The organism is Streptosporangium sp. NPDC049248, assembly GCF_040678965.1.
Lineage (GTDB): Bacteria > Actinomycetota > Actinomycetes > Streptosporangiales > Streptosporangiaceae > Streptosporangium > Streptosporangium fukuiense.
The window spans coordinates 58817-83166 of the sequence record NZ_JBFAQY010000009.1 but is presented as its reverse complement, the minus strand read 5'-3'; the positions used below and the strand labels follow the sequence as shown (position 1 = coordinate 83166).

The 24350-nt window shown below is 71.1% G+C and carries 17 protein-coding genes and 1 pseudogene; 13 read left to right on the top strand and 5 right to left on the bottom strand.

Annotated elements, in window-relative coordinates; all coding sequences use genetic code 11:
• The 5 genes from tal to pgl are packed head-to-tail and all read left to right on the top strand — an operon-like array spanning nucleotide 1 to nucleotide 6156.
• Nucleotides 1-1104, top strand: coding sequence for a transaldolase (tal, locus tag AB0K21_RS18620; protein WP_343973729.1), 1104 nt, complete (start codon nucleotides 1-3; stop codon nucleotides 1102-1104).
• Between the two features lie 8 nt (nucleotides 1105-1112).
• Nucleotides 1113-2744, top strand: coding sequence for a glucose-6-phosphate isomerase (locus AB0K21_RS18615; protein WP_364151356.1), 1632 nt, complete (start codon nucleotides 1113-1115; stop codon nucleotides 2742-2744).
• A gap of 19 nt (nucleotides 2745-2763) precedes the next feature.
• Nucleotides 2764-4416: a glucose-6-phosphate dehydrogenase gene (gene zwf / locus AB0K21_RS18610; protein ID WP_343973726.1), complete on the top strand. Its 1653-nt coding sequence runs from the start codon at nucleotides 2764-2766 to the stop codon at nucleotides 4414-4416.
• Complete coding sequence (locus tag AB0K21_RS18605; protein WP_343973723.1) at nucleotides 4417-5328, top strand: glucose-6-phosphate dehydrogenase assembly protein OpcA; 912 nt, start codon at nucleotides 4417-4419, stop codon at nucleotides 5326-5328.
• Between the two features lie 54 nt (nucleotides 5329-5382).
• Entirely contained in the window at nucleotides 5383-6156 is a 774-nt protein-coding gene (pgl, locus tag AB0K21_RS18600; RefSeq protein WP_343973720.1) for a 6-phosphogluconolactonase, read from the top strand.
• A 144-nt stretch (nucleotides 6157-6300) separates the two neighbouring features.
• Here pgl and add read toward each other — a convergent pair whose 3' ends face one another.
• Nucleotides 6301-7335 (bottom strand): adenosine deaminase, encoded by a 1035-nt coding sequence (gene add, locus AB0K21_RS18595; RefSeq protein ID WP_343973717.1) that lies wholly within the window; start codon nucleotides 7333-7335, stop codon nucleotides 6301-6303.
• A gap of 188 nt (nucleotides 7336-7523) precedes the next feature.
• Here add and AB0K21_RS18590 point away from each other — a divergent pair.
• Nucleotides 7524-7961, top strand: a pseudogene (locus tag AB0K21_RS18590) (Clp protease N-terminal domain-containing protein); the annotation flags it as partial.
• Nucleotides 7962-8226: 265 nt separating this feature from the next.
• Here the strand turns inward: AB0K21_RS18590 and AB0K21_RS18585 are convergent.
• Entirely contained in the window at nucleotides 8227-9258 is a 1032-nt protein-coding gene (locus tag AB0K21_RS18585; protein ID WP_343973714.1) for a GNAT family N-acetyltransferase, read from the bottom strand.
• 177 nt (nucleotides 9259-9435) lie between these two features.
• Here AB0K21_RS18585 and AB0K21_RS18580 point away from each other — a divergent pair, with 177 nt between their 5' ends.
• From AB0K21_RS18580 to AB0K21_RS18560, 5 genes are all read left to right on the top strand, one after another.
• Nucleotides 9436-10836: an FAD-binding oxidoreductase gene (locus AB0K21_RS18580; RefSeq protein WP_343973711.1), complete on the top strand. Its 1401-nt coding sequence runs from the start codon at nucleotides 9436-9438 to the stop codon at nucleotides 10834-10836.
• Nucleotides 10837-10958: 122 nt separating this feature from the next.
• Nucleotides 10959-12572, top strand: coding sequence for an amidohydrolase (locus tag AB0K21_RS18575; RefSeq protein WP_343973708.1), 1614 nt, complete (start codon nucleotides 10959-10961; stop codon nucleotides 12570-12572).
• A 477-nt stretch (nucleotides 12573-13049) separates the two neighbouring features.
• A complete protein-coding gene (locus AB0K21_RS18570) occupies nucleotides 13050-14507 on the top strand; it encodes a DHA2 family efflux MFS transporter permease subunit (protein ID WP_364151348.1) in 1458 nt (485 codons plus the stop codon).
• A gap of 147 nt (nucleotides 14508-14654) precedes the next feature.
• On the top strand, nucleotides 14655-15461 hold the full coding sequence (locus AB0K21_RS18565; RefSeq protein ID WP_343973701.1) for an MBL fold metallo-hydrolase: 807 nt from the start codon (nucleotides 14655-14657) through the stop codon (nucleotides 15459-15461).
• A gap of 124 nt (nucleotides 15462-15585) precedes the next feature.
• On the top strand, nucleotides 15586-16839 hold the full coding sequence (locus tag AB0K21_RS18560; RefSeq protein ID WP_364151344.1) for an MFS transporter: 1254 nt from the start codon (nucleotides 15586-15588) through the stop codon (nucleotides 16837-16839).
• A 107-nt stretch (nucleotides 16840-16946) separates the two neighbouring features.
• Here AB0K21_RS18560 and AB0K21_RS18555 read toward each other — a convergent pair whose 3' ends face one another.
• Both AB0K21_RS18555 and AB0K21_RS18550 read right to left on the bottom strand, forming a co-directional pair.
• On the bottom strand, nucleotides 16947-18902 hold the full coding sequence (locus tag AB0K21_RS18555; RefSeq protein WP_364151341.1) for a Xaa-Pro dipeptidyl-peptidase: 1956 nt from the start codon (nucleotides 18900-18902) through the stop codon (nucleotides 16947-16949).
• 342 nt (nucleotides 18903-19244) lie between these two features.
• Nucleotides 19245-19688 (bottom strand): hypothetical protein, encoded by a 444-nt coding sequence (locus AB0K21_RS18550; RefSeq protein ID WP_343973692.1) that lies wholly within the window; start codon nucleotides 19686-19688, stop codon nucleotides 19245-19247.
• A 198-nt stretch (nucleotides 19689-19886) separates the two neighbouring features.
• On the opposite strand from AB0K21_RS18550, the gene AB0K21_RS18545 reads away from it, so the two are divergent.
• Nucleotides 19887-22751, top strand: a complete 2865-nt coding sequence (locus tag AB0K21_RS18545) for a BTAD domain-containing putative transcriptional regulator (protein ID WP_364151337.1) — start codon at nucleotides 19887-19889, stop codon at nucleotides 22749-22751.
• A gap of 113 nt (nucleotides 22752-22864) precedes the next feature.
• On the opposite strand, the gene AB0K21_RS18540 is transcribed toward AB0K21_RS18545, so the two are convergent.
• Complete coding sequence (locus tag AB0K21_RS18540) at nucleotides 22865-23605, bottom strand: SDR family oxidoreductase (RefSeq protein WP_364151334.1); 741 nt, start codon at nucleotides 23603-23605, stop codon at nucleotides 22865-22867.
• Between the two features lie 82 nt (nucleotides 23606-23687).
• On the opposite strand from AB0K21_RS18540, the gene AB0K21_RS18535 reads away from it, so the two are divergent.
• Nucleotides 23688-24296 (top strand): TetR/AcrR family transcriptional regulator, encoded by a 609-nt coding sequence (locus AB0K21_RS18535; protein WP_343978788.1) that lies wholly within the window; start codon nucleotides 23688-23690, stop codon nucleotides 24294-24296.
• Nucleotides 24297-24350: the final 54 nt, after the last annotated feature.

Genomic DNA, 24350 nt, shown 5'->3' with positions numbered 1-24350 from the left:
ATGAGTGAGATCCTGAGGAAACTCTCCGCGCAGGGCGTCTCCATCTGGCTGGACGACATCAGCCGCGAGCGCCTGCGCACCGGCAATCTCCAGTCGCTGATCCGCGACCGGCAGGTGGTCGGCGTCACCTCCAACCCGACGATCTTCGCCTCCGCGCTGAGCAAGGGCGACGCCTACGACACCCAGCTGCACGACCTGAAGATCCGCGGCGTCGACGTCGAGGAGGCGGTGCGCTCCATCACCACCTACGACATCCGCTGGGCCGCCGACGTGCTGCGCCCCGTCTACGACGCCACCGGCACCGTGGACGGCCGGGTGTCGATCGAGGTCGACCCGCGCCTGGCCCGGGAGACGGAGAAGACCGTCGCCGAGGCGCGCGCGCTGTGGTGGCTGGTCGACCGGCCCAACCTGTTCATCAAGATCCCGGCCACCGTCGAGGGCCTGCCCGCGATCACCCGGGCGATCTCCGAGGGCATCAGCGTCAACGTCACGCTGATCTTCTCCCTGGAGCGCTACCGCGCCGTGATGAACGCCTGGCTGAGCGGCCTTGAGCAGGCCAAGGCCAAGGGCCTCGACCTGTCGGGCATCGAGTCGGTGGCCTCGTTCTTCGTCAGCCGGCTGGACGGCGAGATCGACAAGCGCCTGGACAAGATCGGCACCCCCGAGGCCCTGGCGCTGAAGGGCAAGGCCGCGCTCGCCAACGCCCGGCTGGCCTTCGCCGCCTTCGAGGAGGTCGTCGACTCCCCGCGCTGGCAGGCGCTGGCCCTGGCCGGAGCCCGGCCGCAGCGCCCCCTGTGGGCCTCCACCGGCACCAAGAACCCCGACTACCCGGACACCCTCTACGTCGACGGGCTGGTCACCTCCGGCATCGTCAACACGATGCCGGAGAAGACCCTCGAGGCGACGGCCGACCATGGCAGGATCACCGGTGACACGGTCCGTCCCTCCTACGAGGAGGCCTGGAACACCATGGCCGCGCTCAAGGAGATCGGCATCGACTACGACGACGTCGTGAGGTTCCTGGAAGAGGACGGCGTGGACAAGTTCGAGGCCTCCTGGACCGAGCTGCTGGCGACCGTCGCCGCCGAGCTGAAGAAGGCATGAGGGAACACATGTCAGTGTCCGTGACGTTCGGTGAGGACGACCTCACCGAACAGGCCTCGGAGACGGCCGGCCGGCTCGTCTCCGAGGGGGTCCCCCAGTCCCTGGCCGCCGGCGACCCCACGCTGTGGGGCCCGGAGGCCGCGCCCGAGGCGGCCGTCCGGCTCGGCTGGCTCAACCTCCCGCTGACGAGCAGGCCGCTGCTCGGTGAGATCGGCGAGCTGGTGGAGTGGGCCCGTGCCGAGGGCCTGGACCACGTGGTCCTGGCGGGCATGGGCGGCTCCTCCCTCGCTCCCGAGGTCATCACCGGCTCCGCCGACGTACCGCTGACCGTGCTCGACACCACCGACCCCGGCCAGGTGCGCCGCGCGCTGGAGGACCGGCTGGAGAGCACGCTGCTGGTCGTCGCCAGCAAGAGCGGCGGCACCGTCGAGACCGACAGCCACCGGCGGATCTACGAGAAGGCCTTCCGAGACGCCGGGATCGACCCGGCGAGAAGGATCGTCGTCATCACCGACCCGGGCTCGCCGCTGGAGCTCAGCGCCCGCGAGGCGGGCTACCGGGTGGTTCTGGCCGACCCCAACGTGGGCGGCCGCTACAGCGCCCTGACGGCGTTCGGGCTGGTGCCCAGCGCGCTGGCGGGCGCCGACGTCGAGCGGCTGCTCGACGACGCCGCCGAGGTGCTGCCGCTGCTGTCGCGCTCGGAGGGCAACCCCGGCCTCGACCTGGGCGCCGCCCTGGGAGCCGCCGCGGTGGCCGGGCGCGACAAGCTCGTGATCGAGGACGGCCTTTCGGAGATCAGCGGCCTGCCCGACTGGATCGAGCAGCTGATCGCCGAGTCCACCGGCAAGTCCGGCAGGGGCATCCTGCCCGTCGTGGGCGCCGACCCCGGCGACGCCGACGACGAGCTGCTCGCCGGGATCGACACCGACGGTGTGGTGACCGTCGCCGGCCCGCTGGGCGCGCAGTTCCTCGTCTGGGAGTACGCCACGGCCGTCGCCGGGCGCGTCCTGGGCATCGACCCGTTCAACCAGCCGAACGTGGCCGAGTCCAAGGAGAACACCGCCAAGCTGCTCGACCGGAGCGAGCTGCCGGTCGGCACCCCGATCCTCGTCGACGGCCCGGTGGAGGTCCACGGCGAGCTGCCGCCGGGCATGGAGGCCCCCAAGAACCTGTCCGACGTGCTCACCGGGCTGCTGGAGGCGATCCCCTCCGACGGCTACCTCGCGGTGATGGCCTACCTCGACAGGGAGGCGGCCTTCGACGCCCCGTACCCCGAGGGCGCCTCGTTCGAGGAGATGACGGACGTGTGGAGCGCGGCCGACCCGGCCACGCTCCGCGGGATGCTCGCGGTCCGCACCGAGCGGCCGGTCACCTTCGGGTGGGGACCCCGCTTCCTGCACTCCACCGGCCAGTACCACAAGGGCGGCCCGCAGAACGGGGTGTTCCTGCAGATCACCGGGGCCGTCGAGAACGACCTGGAGGTTCCCGGCAAGCCTTACACCCTGGGCCGCCTCCAGCTCGCCCAGGCGCTGGGCGACCTGGGCGCCCTGGCCAGCCGGGGCCGCCCCGCCGTGCGACTGCACCTGACCGACCGCGCCGCCGGTGTCGCGCACCTGCTCGCCGCCTCACGGGAGGTCTGATGGGTCGCCGGAGGTTCGAATGAGCAAGGAGAACTCCCAGCCCCAGGCCGACCGGCCTCGGGCCGAGGAGCTCACCACCACGGGCACCGCGCACGAGGGAGCGGTCACCACGGCCACCGCCGCCTCGACCGCCGGCATCACCGAGGCCCTGATCGAGTCCAACCCGCTGCGCGACCCGCGCGACAAGCGCCTGCCGCGCGTGGCGGGGCCGTGCGTGCTGGTGCTGTTCGGCGTGACCGGCGACCTGGCACGCAAGAAGCTGCTCCCGGCGATCTACGACCTGGCGAACCGGGGGCTGCTGCCCCCGGGCTTCTCCCTGGTCGGCTTCGCCCGCCGGGACTGGGAGGACCAGGACTTCGCGCAGCTGACCCACGACGCCGTCAAGGAACACGCGCGCACGCCGTTCCGCGAGGAGGTCTGGAAGCAGCTGTCGGAGGGCATCTTCTTCTGCCGCGGCGAGTTCACCGACGACGGCGCCTTCGACGCGCTGGCGATGATGCTCAAGGAGATCGACGAGACCCGGGGCACCGGCGGCAACTACGGCTTCTACCTGTCGGTGCCGCCGAAGTTCTTCCCCGTGGTGGTCCAGCAGCTGAAGCGGACCGACCTGGCGGACGGTCCCGGGGACTCCTGGCGCCGGGTGGTGATCGAGAAGCCGTTCGGGCACGACCTGCGGAGCGCCCAGGAGCTCAACGCGATCACCAGCGCGGTCTTCCCGGAGAGCTCGGTGTTCCGCATAGACCACTACCTGGGCAAGGAGACCGTCCAGAACATCCTGGCGCTGCGGTTCGCCAACAACCTGTTCGAGCCGATCTGGAACCGGGGTTATGTCGACCACGTGCAGATCACGATGGCCGAGGACATCGGCATCGGCGGCCGGGCCGGCTACTACGACGGCATCGGCGCGGCGCGCGACGTGATCCAGAACCACCTGCTGCAGCTGCTGGCCCTGGTCGGCATGGAGGATCCGACGTCGTTCGGAGCCGACTCGCTGCGCAGGGAGAAGGAGAAGGTCCTCAAGGCGGTGCGGCTGCCGTCGGACCTGTCGCTGACCACCGCGCGCGGCCGTTACGGGGCCGGTTGGCAGGGCGGCGAGCCGGTCATCGGCTACACGCAGGAGGAGGGCATCCCACCCGACTCGATCACCGAGACCTACGCCGCCATCAAACTGGAGATCGCCAACCGGCGTTGGGCGGGGGTGCCGTTCTACCTGCGCACCGGCAAGAGGCTCAGCCGCCGGGTCACCGAGGTGGCCGTGGTGTTCCAGCGCGCGCCGCACCTTCCGTTCAGCAAGGACGACACCGAGATTCTCGGGCAGAACGCCCTGGTCATCCGGGTGCAGCCGGACGAGGGCATCACGGTGCGGTTCGGTTCCAAGGTACCGGGCACCGCCATGGAGGTCAGGGACGTCTCGATGGACTTCGCCTACGGCGAGTCGTTCATGGAGTCCTCCCCCGAGGCCTACGAGCGGCTGCTGCTCGACGTGCTGATCGGCGACCCTCCGCTCTTCCCGCACCAGCGCGAGGTCGAGCTGTCCTGGAAGATCCTCGACCCGATCGAGGACTTCTGGAGCACCCAGGGCCCGCCGGAGGAGTATCCCTCGGGTACCTGGGGACCGGCCTCGGCCGACGAGATGATGGCCCGCGACGGACGCGTCTGGAGGCGGCTGTAGATGACCAGCTTCATGCTCAGCGGCACGACCGCCTCGAAGATCTCCTCCCAGCTCACCCACCTGCGCCACCAGATGGGCACGCCGGCGGTCGGCATGGTGCTGACCCTGGTGGTGGTCTGCGGCGAGAGCGACCAGTACGACGCGGTCCGGGCGGCGACCGAGGCGGCCAGGGAGCACCCCTCCCGGATACTGGTCGTCATCCCTCGCGACCCGAACGAGCCCAACCGGCTCGACGCCGAGATCCGGTTCGGCGAGTCGACCCCGGGCGAGGTGATACTGCTCCGTCTGTACGGGGAGCTGACCAGGCACGCCGACTCGGTGGTCAGCCCGCTGCTGCTCACCGACACCCCGGTGGTCGCCTGGTGGCCCAGCGACTGCCCCGAGGTCCCGGCCGCGGATCCGATCGGCATGCTGGCCCAGCGCCGCATCGTCGACGCGCGTTCCGCACCCGACTCGGTCAAGGCGATCGCCGGCCGGGCCCGCGGGTACGTGCCCGGCGACACCGACCTGGCCTGGACCCGGCTGACGACGTGGCGGAGCCTGCTGGCCGCCGCGTTCGACCAGCCGGTGGCCAAGATCAAGCGGGGCACCGTGGAGGCCGTGCCCGGCCATGCCAGCGCCCTGCTGCTGGCGGCCTGGCTCGGTGAGCGCCTCGGCGCGCCGGTGAAGGTATCCGACTCCCCCGGTCCCGGCCTGACCTCCGTCAAGCTGGTCTCGGGCGACGGCGACATCACCATCACCCGGGGCGACGGGCGCCTGGCCATGCTCTCTCGTCCCGGCCAGCCGGACCGCCGGGTCGCGCTGGCCCGGCGCCCGACGTCGGACCTGCTCGCCGAGGAGCTGCGGCGGCTGGATCCCGACGAGATCTACGCGGCCGCGATCCAGCGGCTCGCCCGGGCCCGCAAGTCCTGAGCCGTAAGCGCCCCGCGGCCTGCCGCGGGGTGCCTTTCTTCGAAAGAGAAGTTCGTGAGCGTTCCCACTGTGATCATCCATCGCGACGCCGACGTGCTCGCCAAGGCCGTCGCCGCCCGGGTGATCATCCGTGCCCTCGACGCCCAGGCGGCCAAGGGATCGGCCCAGCTGGTCCTGACCGGCGGCACCGTCGGCCTGGCCACCCTCGCCGAGATCGCCGCCTCCCCGGCCAGGGACGCCGTCGACTGGCGCAAGGTGGACATCTGGTGGGGCGACGAGCGTTTCCTGCCGGCCGGTGACCCCGAGCGCAACGAGACCGGCGCCCGCAAGGCCCTGCTGGACCACATAGACCTCGACCCCGAGCGGGTGCACGTGATGCGCGGCCCCGACTCGGGCATGACCGCCGAGGAGTCGGCCGACGCCTACGCGGAGGAGCTCCGCCGGGCCTCGCGCCCCGAGGACCACGGCCCGGCGCCGTCGTTCGACCTCATGATGCTCGGCATGGGCCCGGACGGCCATGTGGCCTCGCTCTTTCCCGGCCTGCCCGCCCTGTACGACACCCGTCCGGTGGTGGCGGTGCACGGCTCGCCCAAGCCGCCGCCCACCCGCGTCTCGCTGACGATGCCGGTCATCCAGGGCTCCCGCGAGGTGTGGGTGATCGCCGCCGGTGAGGAGAAGGCGAGAGCGGTACGGCTGGCACTGTCGGACTCGGGAACGATGCAGGTCCCCGCGGCCGGTGCCCGGGGTAGCCGGCGGACCCTCTTCCTTTTGGACCGGGCCGCCGCCTCCAAGATCCCCTCCTCCCTGGGCCGGATCTCCTCCCCCTGATCCCGGTCCCCGCTTTCACCTCGGTCCGGCCCGTGTCGACCGCCGTGGTCGCCTCGCTCGACGGGCCGGACGAGGCACCCGTGCTCCGTGAGGCCGCGCTGCGACGGCGCGCCTATCGCGAGTCGAGACGGTCGTCATGAGCTGTCAGGGCGCCGTCCCGGAGGGCTGGGTGGTGAGGGCGTCGATCTCGTCGAGGATCTCCTTCTTGCCCGCCGGGTCCATGGAGGAGGCCTCGACGGCGTTGCGGGCCAGGGTGGTGAGGGTGGCACGGTCCAGGCCCAGATGTTCGGCGGCGACGCGGTACTCGTCGCTCAGGGTGGTGGCGAACATGGGCGGGTCGTCGCTGTTGAGGGTGACGAACAGGCCCTCCTTGATCATGCGGGGCAGCGGGTGCTCCTCGATGCGGGCGATCTGGCCGGTGCAGACGTTGGAGGTGGGGCAGACCTCCAGCGGGATCTGCGTCTCGCGCAGGTGGGCGATCAGGCGGGGGTCCTGCACGCAGGCGATGCCGTGGCCGATCCGCTCGGCGCCCAGGTGGTCGAGGACCTCCCAGATGGTCTCCGGGCCGCTCATCTCGCCCGCGTGCGGCAGGCTGCGCAGCCCGGCGGCGGTGGCCGCGCGAAAGGCGTCCCGGAAGGCGTCGCGATATTTCGGACGCTCCTGCTCGATCCCGGCCAGCCCGAAACCTACCAGCGCCCGGGGAGGTTCTTCGAGCGCGTGGTCCAGGGTGACCCGGGCCGCCTCGACGCCGTACTCGCCGGGAATGTCGAAGATGTACGCCATCCGCACGCCGTGCTCCTCGTGGGCGCGCCGGGAGGCCAGGTCGAGTGCCTCGGTGACCTCCCGCATCGGCATGCCCATGATGTGGTGCGCGTACGGGGTGACGGTCAGCTCGACGTAGCGCCCGTTCTGCCGGGCCAGGTCCGCGGCCAGGCCGAGCACCAGGGTCGCCACGTCCTCGGGCTCGCGGACCAGGGCGTTGATCGCCTGGTAGATCTCGGCGAAGTGCGGGAAGTCGCGGAACCGGTAGAACGCGCGCAGTTCCTCCTCGCCGGTGGGAACGCCCCCGCCGGGGTGGCGGCGGGCGAGTTCCAGCACGGTGGCGGGCGAGGCGGAGCCGATCAGGTGGACGTGGAGTTCGACCTTGGGGAGGGCGTCGATGAACGCGTCGATCGTCATGCGGAGGACCCTACGCATCCCCTCCCCCGGCACGAAAGCCATTTCCAGCAAATCTAACACTAAAATGTACGATTAAAACGGCGAATGTCGGACAGCGCGAGAATTTCGCCGGAGCTTTTCCTCCCGCGCACCGGACGTCTGGCGCATAGTGGGGGCAAGCACCTCGACACCCCTCACGGAGGCTCACAGTGTTCGAGCGCTTCACCGACCGTGCCCGCCGCGTCGTGGTCCTGGCCCAGGAGGAGGCCCGCAGGCTCGGCCACGACCACATCGGCACCGAGCACATCCTGCTCGGCCTGGTCCTTGAGCGGGACGGCGTCGCCGGCCGCGCCCTGCGGGCCCTGGACATCGACGGCGAGCAGGTCAGGAACGACGTGGAGGAGATCATCGGCAGGGGTGACGAGACCCCCGGCAGCCACATCCCCTTCACTCCGCACGCCAAGAAGGTGCTCGAACTGTCGCTGCGGGAGGCGCTCGGCCTGCACCACACCTACATCGGCACCGAGCACATCCTGCTCGGTCTGATCCGCGAGAGCGAGGGCGTGGCCGCCCGGGTGCTGGCCGGGCGGGGGGCGCGCCTGGACGCCGTACGCGCCCAGGTGATCACGTTGCTCGGGCGGCGCGGCCCCGACCGCGCGGTGACCGCCGAGGAGGGCTTTCCGGTGATGGGCGCGTCGCTCTCGGCCAGACTGGAGCGCATCCAGGAGAGCCTGGACCGGATCGAGCGCAGGCTGGACGCCATCGAAGGCGCCGACGCACCCGGAGAGTCGGGCCCCCCGAAGGAGCAGGCTCCCTGAGGACCCGGGGGAACACCCGGATCAGCACAGGAGTGGGCCCTCCCCGTTTCGGGACCCCTGAGCGATCCCGAAACGGGGAGGCCGAATGATGGGTTCAACTCGGGGATGCCGTCGCCATCACTCCCACGGCCAGCCTGGCTTCCACCACGCCGGGGTCCTCGGTCTGGCTCAGGGTCGCGCCAAGCGAGACCAGGAGCCTGCGCATCCGCACGTTGTCGGCGAGCAGGGTGGCCCTGACCTCGGCGAAGCCCAGGTCCCGGGCCTGGCCGACGAGCATCTGGGCCAGTGCGGCGCCCAATCCCCTGCCCTGCCAGCGGTCCTCGACCAGGAAGGCCATCTCGGCGATGCCCGGATCGGGGGTGAACATCAGGTTGGCGAGGCCGACGACCTGGCCGTCGTACCCGGCGACGATGGAGTAGCCCTTCGTGCGGTCGCAGAGCCGGTCGAAGACCTTCGGCGGCAGCACGGGCATCGCGGTGAAGTAGCGGAACCTGCGGGCCTCGGGTGAGCAGCGGTCGTGCAGGTCGCGTACGGCCTCGCGGTAGAGCCGGGTGAGCGGGCGGACCTGGACCTCGACGCCGTCGGAGAGCGTGATGTCGCGGTCGGTGCCGGACTGCTCGGCGGGGGGCTGCGCCAGCCGCACGAAGGAGGCCGCGCGGGCGGCCTCGGTCAGGGTGAAGGGCAGCTCGGCCCGGCGCACCCTGATCGCGCGGCGCGGGGCCACGGGCACGGTGAGCAGCGTGGGGTCCGGGAGGTCGCTCATCTCGGCACCATAGACCCAGCGGGAGTCGTCGGCGCGCAGCAACTCCCCGAGCAGCTCGGGCAGCCGCCAGGGGGTGGTGCGCAGCCGGGAGGCGAGCAGGAGCACGCGGGTGGGCTCGTCCGTCAACTCGTGCGCGGTGGCGGGGACGACCAGGACCTCGCGTCCGCCGGCCGCCTCCAGAGCCTCGCGCACCGCCTCGGCACCGGCGGGGATGTCCGTGACGAACTCGTCGACCGTGCCGTCCGCGTCGGTCTGGACGCTCAGGCCCAGGATGTTGCCGCCCTTGGCGGCGAGCGCGGCGGCCAGCGAGGCGAGACGCCCCGGCCGCTCGTCAACGGTAGTACGAATCCTCAGAAACCCCATCAGAATGCTCCCTCTGTTGAGGGATAGCCTTACCTGACCCTGTTACGGGACTGCTACACATGAGTGAGCCTGCCGTTACATCTGGCGGATCACTCATTACGTGGCAGGACTGCTTTTCTGCAACGGTTTCCGTTGGCAGGCGCATCACAATAGACGGATATAGCAGGATATGAGGCCATGAGCACGCGTGTTCCCCTGGCTGGGGATTTCGTCAACGGAGACGTCTCCTTCTGGTACCGCTCCCTGGGCATCCCCACGGCCGGCACTCCCCTCGGCGGCGACCTCGACGCCGACGTGGCCATCGTCGGCGCCGGCTACACCGGCCTGTGGACCGCCTACTACCTGAAGAAGGCCAGCCCCGCCCTGCGGGTCGTGGTGCTGGAGAAGGAGTTCGCCGGCTACGGCGCCTCAGGGCGCAACGGCGGCTGGCTGGTCGGCGAGCTGGCCGGTACCCCCGAGCGCTACGCCAGGACGCACGGCGCGGACGCGGCCAAGCGGCTGCAGCGGGTGATGTTCGAGGCGATCGACGAGGTCATCACGATCGCCGAGGACGAGAACATCGACGCGGACATCGTCAAGGGCGGCGTCACCACGGTCGCCACCAACGCCGCCCAGGACCGGCGGCTGCACCAGTTGCTCGCCCACGAGCGCCACTGGGGCTGGACCGAGGACGACGTGCGGCTGCTCGATCCGGCGGAGCGGGAGGAGCGCCTGCGGGTGGCCGGCGCGGTCAGCGCGATCTGGAGCCCGCACTGCGCCAGGATCCAGCCCGCCAAGCTGGCCCGCGGCCTGGCCCAGACCGTGCGGGACCTCGGGGTGAAGATCTTCGAGCACACCCCGGTCACCGAGATCGCCCCGCGCGAGGCCCGCACGCCGCACGGCACGGTCCGCGCCGACTACGTCATCCGCGCCACCGAGGGTTTCACCGCCGAACTGAAGCAGTACCACCGCGCCTGGCTGCCGATGAACAGCTCGATGATCGTCACCGAGCCGCTGGGCGGGCTGTGGGACGAGATCGGCTGGGAGGGCCACGAGCTGCTCGGCGACATGGCGCACTACTACATGTACGCCCAGCGCACCGCCGACGGCCGGATCGCGTTCGGCGGGCGTGGCAAGCCCTACCTCTACGGCTCCCGGGTGGACGAGCGGGGCCGCACCCACGAATGGACGATCGAGGCGCTCTGGGAGTTGCTGACCGGGATGTTCCCCGCGGTCAGGGCCTCGAAGGTGGCGCACGCCTGGTCCGGGGTGCTCGGCGTGCCGCGCGACTGGTGCGCCACCGTGCACGTCGACCACGCCACCGGCATCGGCTGGGCGGGCGGCTACACCGGCCACGGGGTGACCACGACCAACCTCGCCGGCCGCACCCTGCGCGACCTGATCCTGCGCGAGGACACCGAGCTCGCCTCCCTGCCCTGGGTGGACCGCAAGGTACGGGGCTGGGAGGTGGAACCGCTGCGATGGATCGGCGTGCACACCATGTACGACCTCTACCGGCGGGCCGACGCCAGGGAGAAGGCGGGACTCGGCCGTACCTCGGTGCTGGCCCGCGTCGCCGACTCCATCACCGGACGCTGAGCGCCGGACGCCCGGCGAAACTCACGCTGGACCTCGGCCGGTCCAGCGTGCAGTGTAGGTGATCAAGCGGCACCCCGGAGCGTCAGCGGCCTCCGGGCCACCGACAGAAGGATGGTGCAACAGTGCGCGACCTGCTCTTCCGGGGCGGCCGGGTCTTCCTCGCCGCCGACGCGTTCGCCGAGGCGGTGCTGGTCCGTGACGGCCGGATCGCCGCCGTCGGCGCGGAGTCCGACGTCGTACGACTGGCCGCCCCCGGCCACGAGGTCGTCGACCTGGACGGCCGCCTGCTGACCCCCGGGTTCACCGACGCGCACATCCACCCGGTGCAGGCGGGCCTGGAGCGGGCCAGGTGCGACCTGTCCGAGGTCTACGGCCTGCCGGAGTACATGGAGAGAATCGTCGCCTACGCGGACTCCCACCCCGGCCACGAGTGGATCGACGGCGGCGGCTGGGACATGTCGGCCTTTCCCGGCGGCCTCCCACACCGCTCCCATCTTGACGTCGTCACCCGCCCGGTCTATCTGATCCAGCGCGACCACCATGCCGCCTGGGTCAACAGCCGGGCCCTGGAACTGGCCGGGATCACCCGCGACACCCCCGACCCCGCCGACGGCAGGATCGAGCGCGACGCCGACGGCACGCCGAGCGGCGTGCTGCACGAGGGCGCGATGGACCTGGTCGGCCTGCTCACCCCGCGTCCCAGCGCCGCGGACCTGCACGAGGCGCTGCTGGCGGCCCAGGACCACCTGTTCTCCCTCGGCATCACCGGCTGGCAGGACGCCATCGTCGGCTCCTACGCGGGCTACGACGACCAGCTGTCCACGTACGTCTCGGCGGCGGCCTCCGGCGCGCTGCGGGCCCGCGTCGTGGGCGCGCTGTGGTGGGACCGGACCCGCGGCGCCGAGCAGATCCCCGAACTGCTGGAGCGGCGCGAGTCGGCCACGGGCCTGGAGCGGTTCCGCGCCACCTCGGTGAAGATCATGCAGGACGGCATCGCGGAGAACTTCACCGCCGCGGTGATCGAGCCCTACTGCCGCTGCGGCGGCACCGGCCTGTCGTACGTGGATCCCACGCTGCTGAAGGAGTACGTCGCCGAGCTGGACCGGCACGGCTTCCAGGTCCACTTCCACGCCATCGGTGAGCGGGCGGTCCGCGAGGCGCTGGACAGCTTCGAGGGGACCGACCCGGCCAACCGGCACCACATCGCGCACCTGCAGATCGTCGAGCCGTCGGACGTGCCGCGCTTCGCCGAGCTCGGCGTGACCGCCAACCTGCAGCCGCTCTGGGCCACCCACCACGCCCAGATGGACGAGCTGACCCTGCCCTTCCTGGGCGAGGAGCGCTCCTCGTGGCAGTACCCGTTCGCCGACCTGCTGCGCTCGGGCACCCGCTTCTGCGCGGGCAGCGACTGGCCGGTCTCGGTCGCCGACCCGTTCCAGGGCATGCACGTGGCCGTCAACCGCACCGAGCCCGGCGGCTCACTGCACGCGGACTACCCGACGGCGCAGACCCCGTTCCTGCCCGGCCAGCGTCTGGACCTGGCCACCGCGCTGACCGCCTACACCGCCGGCTCGGCCCGGATCAACCACGACGACGACGCCGGCACCGTCGTCCCCGGCAACCGCGCCGACCTGGTCGTCCTGGACCGCGACCCGTTCACCGAGCCGCAGGCCGACATCTGGCGGACGAAGGTCGCGATGACCTTCGTCGGCGGCGAGCAGGTCTACCGGCGCTGACCCGGAAACGACACGGAGCGCGGCGGTCGTCCCCCTCGACGGCAACGGCGGTGGCTCCTCCGCTCCCCTGAGGGAGCGGCTTCACGAGACCCGCGACCGGTCTCGGCGTGCGGGGTTCCATCGAGCGAGGACAGCGGGCTGCTCCAGGCTGCTCCGGGCTGACGGCCCGGAGCAGCCCGGCCCGGAAAAAATGATTTGCGGGCGATAACCTAAAATGTCATGGTTGCTCTTCGCTTCCTGGGACCCGGGTGACGCCAACGCCCTGGGAGCGCTGCTGGGACGGTTCAACGCGATGTCCGCCTCATGACGGTGTCGTCTGTGTGAGATTCCCGTTGTCTCCCGCCTCCGCTGACCGCGCGGAGATTCCCCCAGCCCGCTGTCCGACCGTTCCGCTCCGCCACGCCCGGCTCTCCCCCAAGTTCCCGTCGGTGGCCCCTTCTGCTTGCGAGGTACATCATTTCCGCGTTTCCCCAGTCGGTGAACGACACTGCGGTCGACGAGTCCCGGGGCACCGGCGACGCCGCGGTTCCCAAGGGGGCCATGATGATGATCGCCACGCTGGTCGCATCGGCCTTCGTGATGATCCTCAACGAGACGGTCCTGAGCGTCGCGCTGCGCGACCTCAGCGTCGACCTCGGCGTCGCCACCACGACCGCGCAGTGGCTGACCAGTGGTTTCCTGCTGACCATGGCCGTGGTCATCCCCACCACCGGTTTCCTGCTCGAGCGATTCACCCCTCGGCAGATCTTCCTGGTCTCGCTGACGTTGTTCAGCGCGGGCACCCTGATCAGCGCGCTCGCCCCGGGGTTCGCCATACTGCTGGCCGGGCGCGTCGTGCAGGCCTGCGGCACCGCGGTCATGCTACCGATGCTGATGACCACGGTGATGCGTCTGGTCCCCGTGTCCAAACGCGGCGCGACCATGGGCACGATCACCATCGTCATCGCCGTGGCTCCCGCGATCGGGCCGACGGTCGGCGGCGCGGTGCTGTCCTCCCTGGGCTGGCGCTGGATGTTCTGGCTCGTACTACCGCTGTCCCTGCTGGCACTGGCCTTCGGCGCCGTCCGGATGCGGCTGGGCGGCGAGACGCGCACGGTGCCGCTGGACGTGTTGTCCGTGCCGCTGTCCGCCGTCGGTTTCGGCGGCATCCTGTACGGCCTCTCCTCCGTCGGCGAGTCCGGCGGCGGCCACCTGGTGGCGCCGTGGATCCCCATCGCGGTCGGTGCCGTCGCCCTCGCCGGGTTCGTGGTACGCCAACTCCGGCTGCAGCGCCAGGACCGGGCGCTGCTGGACCTGCGCCCGCTGACCCACCGCGCCTTCGTCGTCGCGCTGACCCTGAGCGCCCTGCTGTTCATGTGCCTGCTGGCGGTCTCGGCGATCCTGCTGCCGCTGTATCTCCAGACCGTCCTGCGCACGAGTACGTTCGTCAGCGGGCTGGCCGTGCTCCCCGGCGGGCTGGTCCTCGGCCTGCTGGGACGGCCGGTGGGGCAACTGTTCGACCGCTTCGGCGCCCGCCCGCTGGTGATTCCCGGCGCACTGGCCACAGCGGTGGCGCTGTGGCTGTTCACCGCCCTCGGACCGGATTCGCCGCTGGCCCTGGTGATCGGCATCCATGTGCTGCTCATGGCCGGGCTCGGGGCGATGATGACCCCCCTGATGACCGAGTCGCTCGGCGCGCTGCCCGAACACCTCTACTCGCACGGCAGCGCGATCCTGTCCACGCTCCAGCAGGTCGCGGGCGCGTTCGGTACCGCCATGTTCGTCACCGTGGCGTCCCTGGGCACCACCCACGCGTCCGGCGCCCCCGACGCCGCAGGCCTGCACACGGCCTTTGTCGTCGCGGGTGTGCTCGGTGTGTTCGTGTTCGTCACGGCGCTGTTCGTACGCCGCCCCCGGTCTGTGCCGCAAGCCGCCGCAGGGCGCGACGCCGGTTGAACCACGGCGGGGCCGGCGAGCGTGCGAACCGGGGGAAGGCGACTTCGCGTCGATGATCGAGAGTGAGGCCCGGGTCCCGCGGGTCCCGGGCCGTCCGGCCCCACCGCCGCCGTAGCATTCCCGAACAGCCGATCAGCGGAGGACGTCGTGAACGATCTGCCCATCTGCGTCACCTGCGGGGTCCAGTACGCCGCGGCGCGGGATGACTGCCCGATCTGTGAGGACGAGCGGCAGTACGTCGGCTGGGAGGGCCAGCGTTGGACCTCTCTCGACCAGCTGCGCGAGAGCGGGCACCGGGCGCACCTCGCCGAGGAGGGCACCGGGGTGGTCGGCATCGGCACCGACCCCGCCACCGCCATCGGGCAGCGTGCCCTGCTGGTCCGTACCCCGGCCGGCAACGTGCTGTGGGACATGGTCACCCACCTCGACGACGAGCTGATCAGGCAGGTCGGCGAGCTCGGCGGGATCGACGCCATCGCGATCAGCCACCCGCACTTCTACGGCTCGATGGTCGAGTGGGCGCACGCCTTCGACGCGCCGATCCACCTGCACGCGGCCGACCGCGACTGGGTGGCCCGCCCCGACGAGTCGGTGGTCTTCTGGGAGGGCGGCACCTGCGAGATCCTCGAAGGAGTGACGCTGGTCAACGCGGGCGTGCACTTCGACGGCGGCCAGGTCATGCACTGGCGTGACGCCGAGGACGGCCGGGGCGCGCTGTTCTCCGGCGACATCCTCCAGGTGGTGGCCGACCGCCGCTGGGTCAGCTTCATGTACAGCTACCCCAACCTGATCCCCGAACGCCCCGCCACGATCCGCCGCGCCCTGTCGCTGCTGGAGCCGTACGCCTTCGACCGCGTCTACGGCGGCTGGTGGAAGCGGATCGTGCACACCGACGGCGCCGAGGCCGTCCGCCGCTCCGCCGACCGCTACCTGTCCTTCGCCCTGGACGATTGACTCCGTACGCCGCACGTGCCCCCGATCGACCTGGGATGATCACCAATGGTCCCCGACCTGCGACGACGCGGAGAACGGGGTTAACCGCTGGAAAAGATCCCCCACGGTGAGGGATAGTCCCCTGATGCCGCAACCAGAGGAAGCAGAAAGCGCGCGCCCGCTGTGGCGGGACCGGAACTTCAACGTCTTCTGGGTCTCCCAGACGCTCTCCGTCGCCGGGGACTCGTTCGCCTACATCGCCATTCCGCTGCTGGTGCTGAACGTGACCGGGTCGGTCGCGCAGATGGGCCTGCTGACGGGCGTGGCCGGTGCCGCGTCGATCTGCGCCGGGATCTTCGCCGGGATCCTGGCCGACCGGCTCGACCGGCGGACCCTGCTGATCTGCTGCGACCTAGCCCGCCTGGTGCTGTACGGGCTCATCCCGCTCGTCTGGGCGTTCGGCCCCCAGGTCTGGCTGCTGTACGTGGTGCTGCCGCTCAGCGAGGCGATCGGGATGGTCTTCCAGGTCACCTACGTGACCGCGGTGCGCAACCTGGTCGAGGGCGACCGCATCACCGAGGCGAACGGGCGGCTCTACGCGACCGCGGCGGCGGCCGGTGTCGGCGGCCCGTTGCTCGCCGGGGTGGTCTCCGGACAGTTCGGCCCGACTGCGGCGATCGCCATCAACGCGGCGAGCTTCGCGGTGTCGGCGGCGAGCCTGTACTTCGTCCGGTTCAACCGGCCCGAGGCCGGCGCGCCCGCGCCGGCGCGCCAGAAGCCCTGGCAGGAACTGCTGGCCGGTGCCCGGTTCCTCTGGCGGCACCCGGTGCTGCGCTCCCTGACGATCCTGCTCTCCTTCTTCATCTTCTTCACGCTCGGTATGACCGACGTTCTGATCTACCACCTGAAACACGACCTGGGTCACTCCGACGGCACCGTCGGCACGGTCCTCGCGGTCGCCGCGGCCGGCACGATCGCCGGCGCCGTGCTCGTCGCGCCCGTCCGCCGCAGGCTCGGTTTCGGCGTCGCCTGGATCGGCGCCCTCGCGACCAGCGGGCTCGCCATGGCGGGCGTCGGCCTCTCCGGGCGCGTCCCGGTGATCGCCGCCCTGATGGCCGTCTACCTCTGCGGCGTCAGCGTGGCCGGGATCTGCTCGATGTCCCTGCGCCAGCAGGTGACCCCGGACCATCTGCTCGGCCGCGTCACCTCGGCGTTCTGGACGATCCACTTCTCCCTCGGCCCGGTGGGCGCGGCCGTCCTGACCTGGGGCGCGGGCGGCTACGGCGTCACCGTGATCTGCCTCCTGGCCGGCACCGCCTGCCTGCTGATCGCGACGACCGCGCTCTTCACCCCGATTCGCCGCCCCGCCCCCGAGCAGTCGGCGCCCACCGTCTCATGAGGCCGGAGATCCGGCGGCGGGGTGATCCCAGCGACCCTCAGGTCAGTGTCCGGCCGGGTTTCCGGTACCCGCGGGCTGGGCGGGCCGCCCAGCCTGCGGGGCCCGGGTCAGTTGCTTGCCGCAGTGAACGCGGCCGCCCCGCCGACGAGCGGCAGCGTGACCGTGCTCTTCGTCGTGTCGAGGTGCAGCGTCGCGCCGGGGGTGGGCCGGATGGTGTACTCGTAGTCGCTCGACAGCAGTACGATGCCGATGCGGTGTCCCGCCGCGAACACGTAGTCGTGCGGCTGCATGTCGAAGTCGAGGCGGTAGGGGCTGCCCGGCTTGACCGGCTCGGTCTTCGAGATCGACGTGCGGTTCTGCGGGTCCGTCCAGCCCCGGGTGATGATCTTCGCCTTGCCGTTCTGGTCGTAGTCGACGAGCAGCGCCGTGACGTTGGCGGCCGGCTGGTCGAAGGACATCCGCAGTGATATCTGCGGCGTGCCGCTGAGCCGGACCGCGTCGGTCAGCGCCCCTGACTTGTAGGCCAGGCGGTTGGGGGACGTCACGGCGTCGGCGAGGGTCAGCGCCCGCTTCGACGCGTCGTCGACGATCGTCTCGGTCACCGGCTTGCCCAGGCGGGTCTTGTCGCCGGTGAGGACACCGGCGGCACCGTCCGTGCCGGGCGCCAGGTTGAGCTCGGTGTCCGCCGCGGTCGGTTCCGGCCACTCGGGGTATTCCACCAGCGTCCTGTTCTCGCGCTGGATCAGCGCCCGCTGGTCGTTCTCCACGCCGTTCTGCTGGTCCCACAGGTAGCGGGTGAACCAGCGGTTGAGCACGTTGACGCTCGGGGAACCGCCGTGCCCGCCCTGGTGCAGATAGATCTTGTGCGGCACTCCCCGCGCCTTGAGCGCCTCGTACCACTGCGCGGCGTGCTTGGTCTTGACGTTCCAGTCGTTGAGCCCGTGCGCGACCAGCGTCGCGGCGCGGACCTTGTCGACGTCGTTCAGGTAGTTGCGCTCGTCCCAGAAGGCGCTGTAGTCGCCGGTGACCCGGTCCTGCTCCTTGGCGAGATCTTCGATGACGCTTCGGCAGATCTGCCTGTCCGCGCGGGTGTAGACGTACTCCGCGAGCACGTCGGCGTCCTCGCCCTGGTAGCCGCCCGGGGCGACGACGGCACCGTTCGCGCGGTAGTAGTCGTACCAGCTGGAGATCGCCGAGATCGGCACGATGGCCTCGAGTCCCTCGACGCCGGTGCTCGCGACCGCGTTGGGCAGGGTGCCGTTGTACGAGGTGCCGATCATGCCGACCTTGCCGGTCGTCCAGGTGGCGCTGACCTCCCTACCGGTGGCGTCGTAGGCCTTCGCGCGACCGTTCAGCCAGTCGACGACCGCTTTCGCGCCGATGGTCTCGTTGCGTCCACCGGTGGTGGGACAGCCGTCGGACTTACCGCTGCCCAGCGACTCGGCGTGGACCACCGCGAAACCGCGAGGCAGCCAGTTGGACTCGTGGCTGGTGCTGATCGCGGGCTGCGGGCCGGTGCCCGTGACGGCCTCGTCCCCCTCGGCCACGCCTGCCACGCCGGCGGCGGCCAGCCGCTCGTCGGTCGCCGGGTCCTTCGTCGAACCACCGCGGTTCATCCAGCCCTTGCCCGGACGGAGTGCCTCGTGGAGCTCGTGATCGACGTTGTGGTTCGCGACCGAGTTGCCGCCGGCGTAGTAGGGGCTGACCTCGTACACGACGGGCGACTTCAAACCGGCCGTCTCCGTCTCCCGGAGGCGGGTGACCTCGGCGTGCACCCGGTCGTTCCGTCCGTCGCCGTCACTGTCGATCGGGGTCTCGACCCACACTTCCTCGCGAAGCCAGTCGTTGCGGTTCGTCGAGAACACCGGCTGGGCCATGCCGTCCGTGAAGACCGGTCCGACGGCGGGATCGGCGGCCGCGCTGACGGGGGCCGAGGTCGCCGCTACCCCGGCGAAGGTCATGGTGGCGGCGAGACCCAGCGCCGCGGCGCCGCGGCGTGCCGACCTCGGGCTGCGGAGGGCGGTTGGCGCCCCAGAACCCGTCACCAGGCGTGTTACAGACATCGACAAACCTTCCCGAACGATCAGCGCGGGGCGGGAAAGGCCCCGACCAAAGGTCAAGGGACAGTAAAAACTGCCCCAAGAAGGCTTGATGTTATGGGCAGGAAGTACGAAATGTCTATGGATGGGTCCCCTGTCTCGATCACTACAATTTCGACACATATCGAGCTAGATCTCGGCGGCTCGAACGCCGCAGAGTATGCGGCGAGCCCATCCGGCCCGGCCACCCGGTGGGCGCGGAACTCCCTTCTACCGGCTCCCCGTCGTCACCAACGCCCCGGGCGCAGACCAACGGGTGGCGCCCCCGATCCGTCGATCGGGGGCGCCACCCGCCAGACGAGACGATCAGCCGCGCAGGCCCTTCAGGCAGCCGTAGACGGCCACGGCCAGTACCGCCTCCGGATCGGTCAGGTCTCCGCCGAACTTGTTCCAGACCTCGGTCACGGCGCCGGTGGCGCACTTGCCCGCCTTCCACCACGCCCACTCACCGGCGGCCTTGGCCGCGTCGACGATCTGACGCCAGAACCTCTTGACGAACGCCAGGACCGCGCTCCAGGAGCGGGGGGCGTCCTGGAACTCCTCGTCGGGGAAGCGGTACTCGTCCTCCGGGTCGCTGCTCACCAGCGACACCGCCATGGAGTAGGCGGTCTCCTCCGAGACTCCCGCGGCCTGTGCCACGGCCGCGAGCTCCCGGGAGAACGAGGCCGCGCCGGCGGGAGCGGGGGCGGCGGTGAGCATCACCGCCGCCGCGATCACCGCCGCCACGATCCCGGTTACACACTTGAACATGAGGTGCCCTTCCTGTCGGGTGAAGACCAGCCGGGCGCGTCGCCCCGCCGTCACCGCACACCGTGCCGCCGGCCACTCACTCGCCGGTCACCTCGCGCTCACCCCTCGGCGCCCGTCACCGGTCGCTCGCCGCGCATCCGGGGCGCACTTGACGTACACACCCGATCGCGGAGAGAAACATTGTGATTACATTGGGTGGTGGAAACGGCAGGCTCGGGTTTCGAGTTCAGGGTTCTGGGGCCGTTCGAGGTGCTGCGAGACGGTGTTCCCGTGCCGATCCGGGCGGCCAAGCTGCGGACGTTGCTCGTGTCACTGCTGCTCGACGCCAACAGGACGGTCCCCGTCGAGACGCTGATGGACCACCTGTGGGGAGAGGTCCCGCCCCGCGGTGCCCGGAACACCCTGCAGAACTACGTGCTGCGCTGTCGGCACCTGCTGGGGTGCGCCGGGGATGACGGTCCCCTGCTGACCTGCCCGCGCGGCTACCTGCTCAGGGTGGACGGCGACCGGCTCGACCTGCACCGCTTCGACACCCTGACCGGCCGCGCCAGGGCCGCGGCCGCGGCGGGCTCCATGAAGGCGGCGTCGGCGCTGCTGGCAGAGGCGCTGCGATCGTGGCGCGGGGAACCGCTGCAGGACATCCCGTCGGAGACGCTGCGACGCGAGGTCGCGCCGGTGCTGGCCGAGCGCAGGCTGGACGCGCTCCAGTCCCGCATCGAGGCCGACCTGGCGCTGGACCGCCACGAGGAGGTGCTCCCCGAACTGCGGAGGCTGACCGCCGCGCATCCGCTCCGGGAGCGGTTCTGGGCACAGCGAATGCTGGCGCTTTACCGGTCGGGGCGCCAGGCCGAGGCCCTGCGCTGCCACCACTCCGTCCGGGAGATCCTCGCCGAGGAACTCGGCGTCGATCCCGGCGCGGAACTGCGGGAGCTGCACCAGCGGATTCTCAACAACGATCCCGCACTCACCGCCAAGGGGCCCTCCGGCAATCTCCCCAGTGAGATGACGACGTTCGTGGGCAGGGAACGGCAGCTCGCCGACGCCGGGCGGCGGCTGGAGACCAGCCGCCTGGTCACGCTGACCGGGGTGGGCGGAGTGGGCAAGACCCGGCTGGCGCTGCGGCTGGCCGCGCAGGTGTCGCCCGCCTTCCCTGACGGGGTGTGGATCGCCGACCTCGCCCCGCTGACCGAGCCCGGACTGCTCGACCGGACGGTGGCGCAGGCTCTCGGAATCCGCGACCAGTCCGCGCGCCCCTGCGTGGACATCCTGATCGAGCGTCTGCGTGACAGCAGGACGTTGCTGGTGCTGGACAACTGCGAGCACATGGTGAGGGCGGCCGCGACCTTGGTGACCGTGCTGCTGCGCGCGGTGCCCGGCCTGCGGGTGCTGGCCACCAGCCGGCAGCGGCTCGGCGTCCAGGGCGAGCACGTCCTGGCGGTGCCACCCCTCGCCGTACCGCCCGTAACCCCTCCGAGCGAGGAGACCGAGCCGCCGCTGACCCGCTACGAGGCGGTGACCCTGCTGGCCGACCGCGCCGCGGCCTCCGCCCCGGACTTCCGGATCACGCGACACAACCGCGGTGTCGTCGCACAGCTGTGCGGACGGCTGGACGGTGTCCCGCTGGCGATCGAGCTGGCGGCGGTCCGGCTGGGGACGCTCTCGGCGGAGGAGATCCTCGACCGGCTCGACGACCGGTTCCGGCTGCTGGCCGACAACGACGCCCAGAACACGCCCCGCCATCACCGCACTCTGGGAGGCGTCGTCGGCTGGAGCCACGACCTGTGCACCGAGCACGAGCGGCTGCTCTGGGCACGGCTGTCGGTCTTCTCCGGCGGGTTCGACCTGGAGGCGGCCGAGTCGGTGTGCTCCGGCGCGGGCATCGACCGCCACGACGTCATCGACGTTCTGGCGTCCCTGGCGCACAAGTCGATCCTGGTCGTGAGCACCCGGGGCGGCAGGACGCGTTACAGCCTGCTGGAGACCATCCGCCAGTACGGCAGGCAGCGTCTGGTCGACCTCGGTCAGGAGACCGCGGTGCGGCGACGCCACCGTGACCACTACCGGAGCACCGTCGCACGGGCCGCGGCCGACTGGTGCGGTCCCCGCGAGGTCGAGTGGCTGTCGCGGCTGCGGCAGGAACTGCCGAACCTCCGGACGGCACTGGACTTCTGCGTCACCGAACCCGGCGAGGCCCGTAGTGGACTGGAGATCACCGCCAACCTCACCCGGACCCGGTTCTGGTTCTTCAGCAGCACCATCGGCGAGGGCCGCCACTGGCTGGAGCGCGGGCTCGCGCTCTCTCCGCGCCCGCCGGACCCGCTCCAGATCGGCGCGGTGGCCCTGGCCGCCTGGATCGCCCTCTGCCAGGGCGACAGGCGGGGCGCCGAGGAGTTCCTGACCCGCTGCCGCCGTCTGACCTCGCGGTTCCCCGATGGTGACGCCCCCGCCACCGTCACCTATGTCGAGGGCGCCCACGTGCTGCTCATCCACGGGGATCCGCGGTCCATCCCGCTGCTGGCGCGGGCGAGGGACCGGTTCCTGGCGGACGGCGCGACCGGTGACGCCCACATGGCGACGATGCTCTGGGCCATGGCCTGCGCCTTCCTCGGTGACCGGGACACCGCCGTCGCCGCCGGTGACGCCTACCTGGCCGACGCCGAGGCGCTCGGCGGGGCCTGGGCCTACTCCTGGGCGCTGTGGGGCCTCGGTCTCGCGGAGCTGCGCCACGGCGACCCGGTACGGGCCGCCGCGCTTTTCCGCGACTCGCTGCGCCGCCAGTACGACATCGACGACCGCTGGGGGCCCGTATGGGGTCTTGAGGCGCTCGCCTGGGCCATCGCCGCCACCGGTCGGCACGACCACGCCGCCGAACTGCTCGGCGCCGCGCACCGGTTGCGGCGCACGACCGGGGTGGCGCTCATCGGACTGCGACCGTTTCACGACGCCCACGCCGAGGCCGGCCACCTGGTGCGGCATGCACTCGGTACGCGCGCCTACACCGCGGCCTTCGAGCGGGGGGCCAGGCGTGAGAACGTCATCGGCCTCGTCTGCGCGCCCCCGTGACAGAGTGTCGCCCACCCGCTCGGGCCCCGTGGGCCGGTCGAACCGCTCGGCGGCGGACCTGGCCGAACGCCCCGGTGAGAAGGACGGTCTTCCTCGGGTAAGCCGTTCCGGGTTCAGACGATTCCGCCGTTGACCCGGAGCACCTGGCCGTTGACCCAGCGGGCGGGGCCCGCCAGGAAGGCCACCGCCTCGGCGATGTCGGCGGGCAGGCCCAGCCGCTCCAGTGGCGGCTGGGCGGCAAGCCTGGCGACGGTCTCCTCGTCCTTGCCCTTCAGGAAGAGGTCGGTGGCGGTGGGCCCGGGGGCGACGGTGTTGACGGTGACGTCCCTGCCGCGCAGCTCGCGGGCCAGGATGAGGGTCAGGCCCTCGACGGCCCCCTTGGACGCGGCGTAGGCGCCGTATCCGGGAAGGGCCAGCCCGATGGCCGAGGTGGAGAAGGTGATCAGGGCTCCCCCTCGGCGCAGCCGCCGTGCGGCCTGCTGGGCGACGGCGAAGGTGCCACGTACGTTGACGCGCAGCACGCGGTCCAGCACGTTCAGGTCGAGCTCGGCGAGCGGGGTCGGCGGGTTCATGATCCCGGCGGCGTGGACCACCACGTCGACGCCGCCGAAGGTCTGTTCGGCGGCGTCGAAGAGCGCGGCGACCGCCTCGGGGTCGCCGACGTCGGCCCGGACGGCGATCGCCTGGCCACCCCTGCCGACGGCCTCCGCGACGGCGGCCCGCCCCTCGGCGTCGTTGCTCGCGTAGTTGACCACGATCGCGTATCCGTCGGCGGCGAGCCGGGCCACGACCTGGCGTCCGATGCCGCGTGAGCCTCCGGTGACGATGGCGACGCGGGCTGCTGTGCTGCTCATGATCGACGACTCCCTCAGGAATTTGTGTACACTAAGTATATATATGAATGTAAACACAATGTCCATATATTTCAGGAGGTAGATGGTGACGCAGCAGGCCCCCGAACCCGCCCGTCGCGGACGCGGACGCCGCCCGGCCGCCGAGGTGCGCCGCGAGGTCCTGCGCGCGGCCGGTGAGCTCCTGCTCACCGAGGGAATGGCCGCCTTCACCATCGAGAAGGTCGCGGCCCTGTCGGGCGCGAGCAGGGTGACGCTCTACAAGTGGTGGCCGTCCAAGGGGGCGCTGGCACTCGACGGTTACTTCGACGCCGTCGGCCCCACCCTGGCCTTTCCCGACACCGGCGACATCGCCGCCGACCTCACCGCGCAGCTGCGCGCCTTCGTCCACCTGATGCGCGACACCCGGGCCGGGCGCGTGATGCCGGAGCTCATCGGCCACGCCCAGACCGATCCCGAGCTGTCGGCGCTCCTTCGCGAACGCTATTCGGCACCGCGCAGAGCACTCGCCGTCGAGGCGCTGGAGCGCGCCAAGGAGCGCGGGCGGCTACGCGAGGACGTCGATCCCGAGGTGGTCGTCGACCAGCTCTGGGGCGCCTGCTACCACCGCCTCCTCATCCCCGACCAGCCCCTCACCGACGAGTTCGCCGAGGCCCTCGTCAGGAACCTGCTGGCCGGGATCGGCCGCCCCTGATCCGTGCTCAGGCCACCGGCACTTCTCACCTGGAAAAGCCTGATTGAAGCCCTC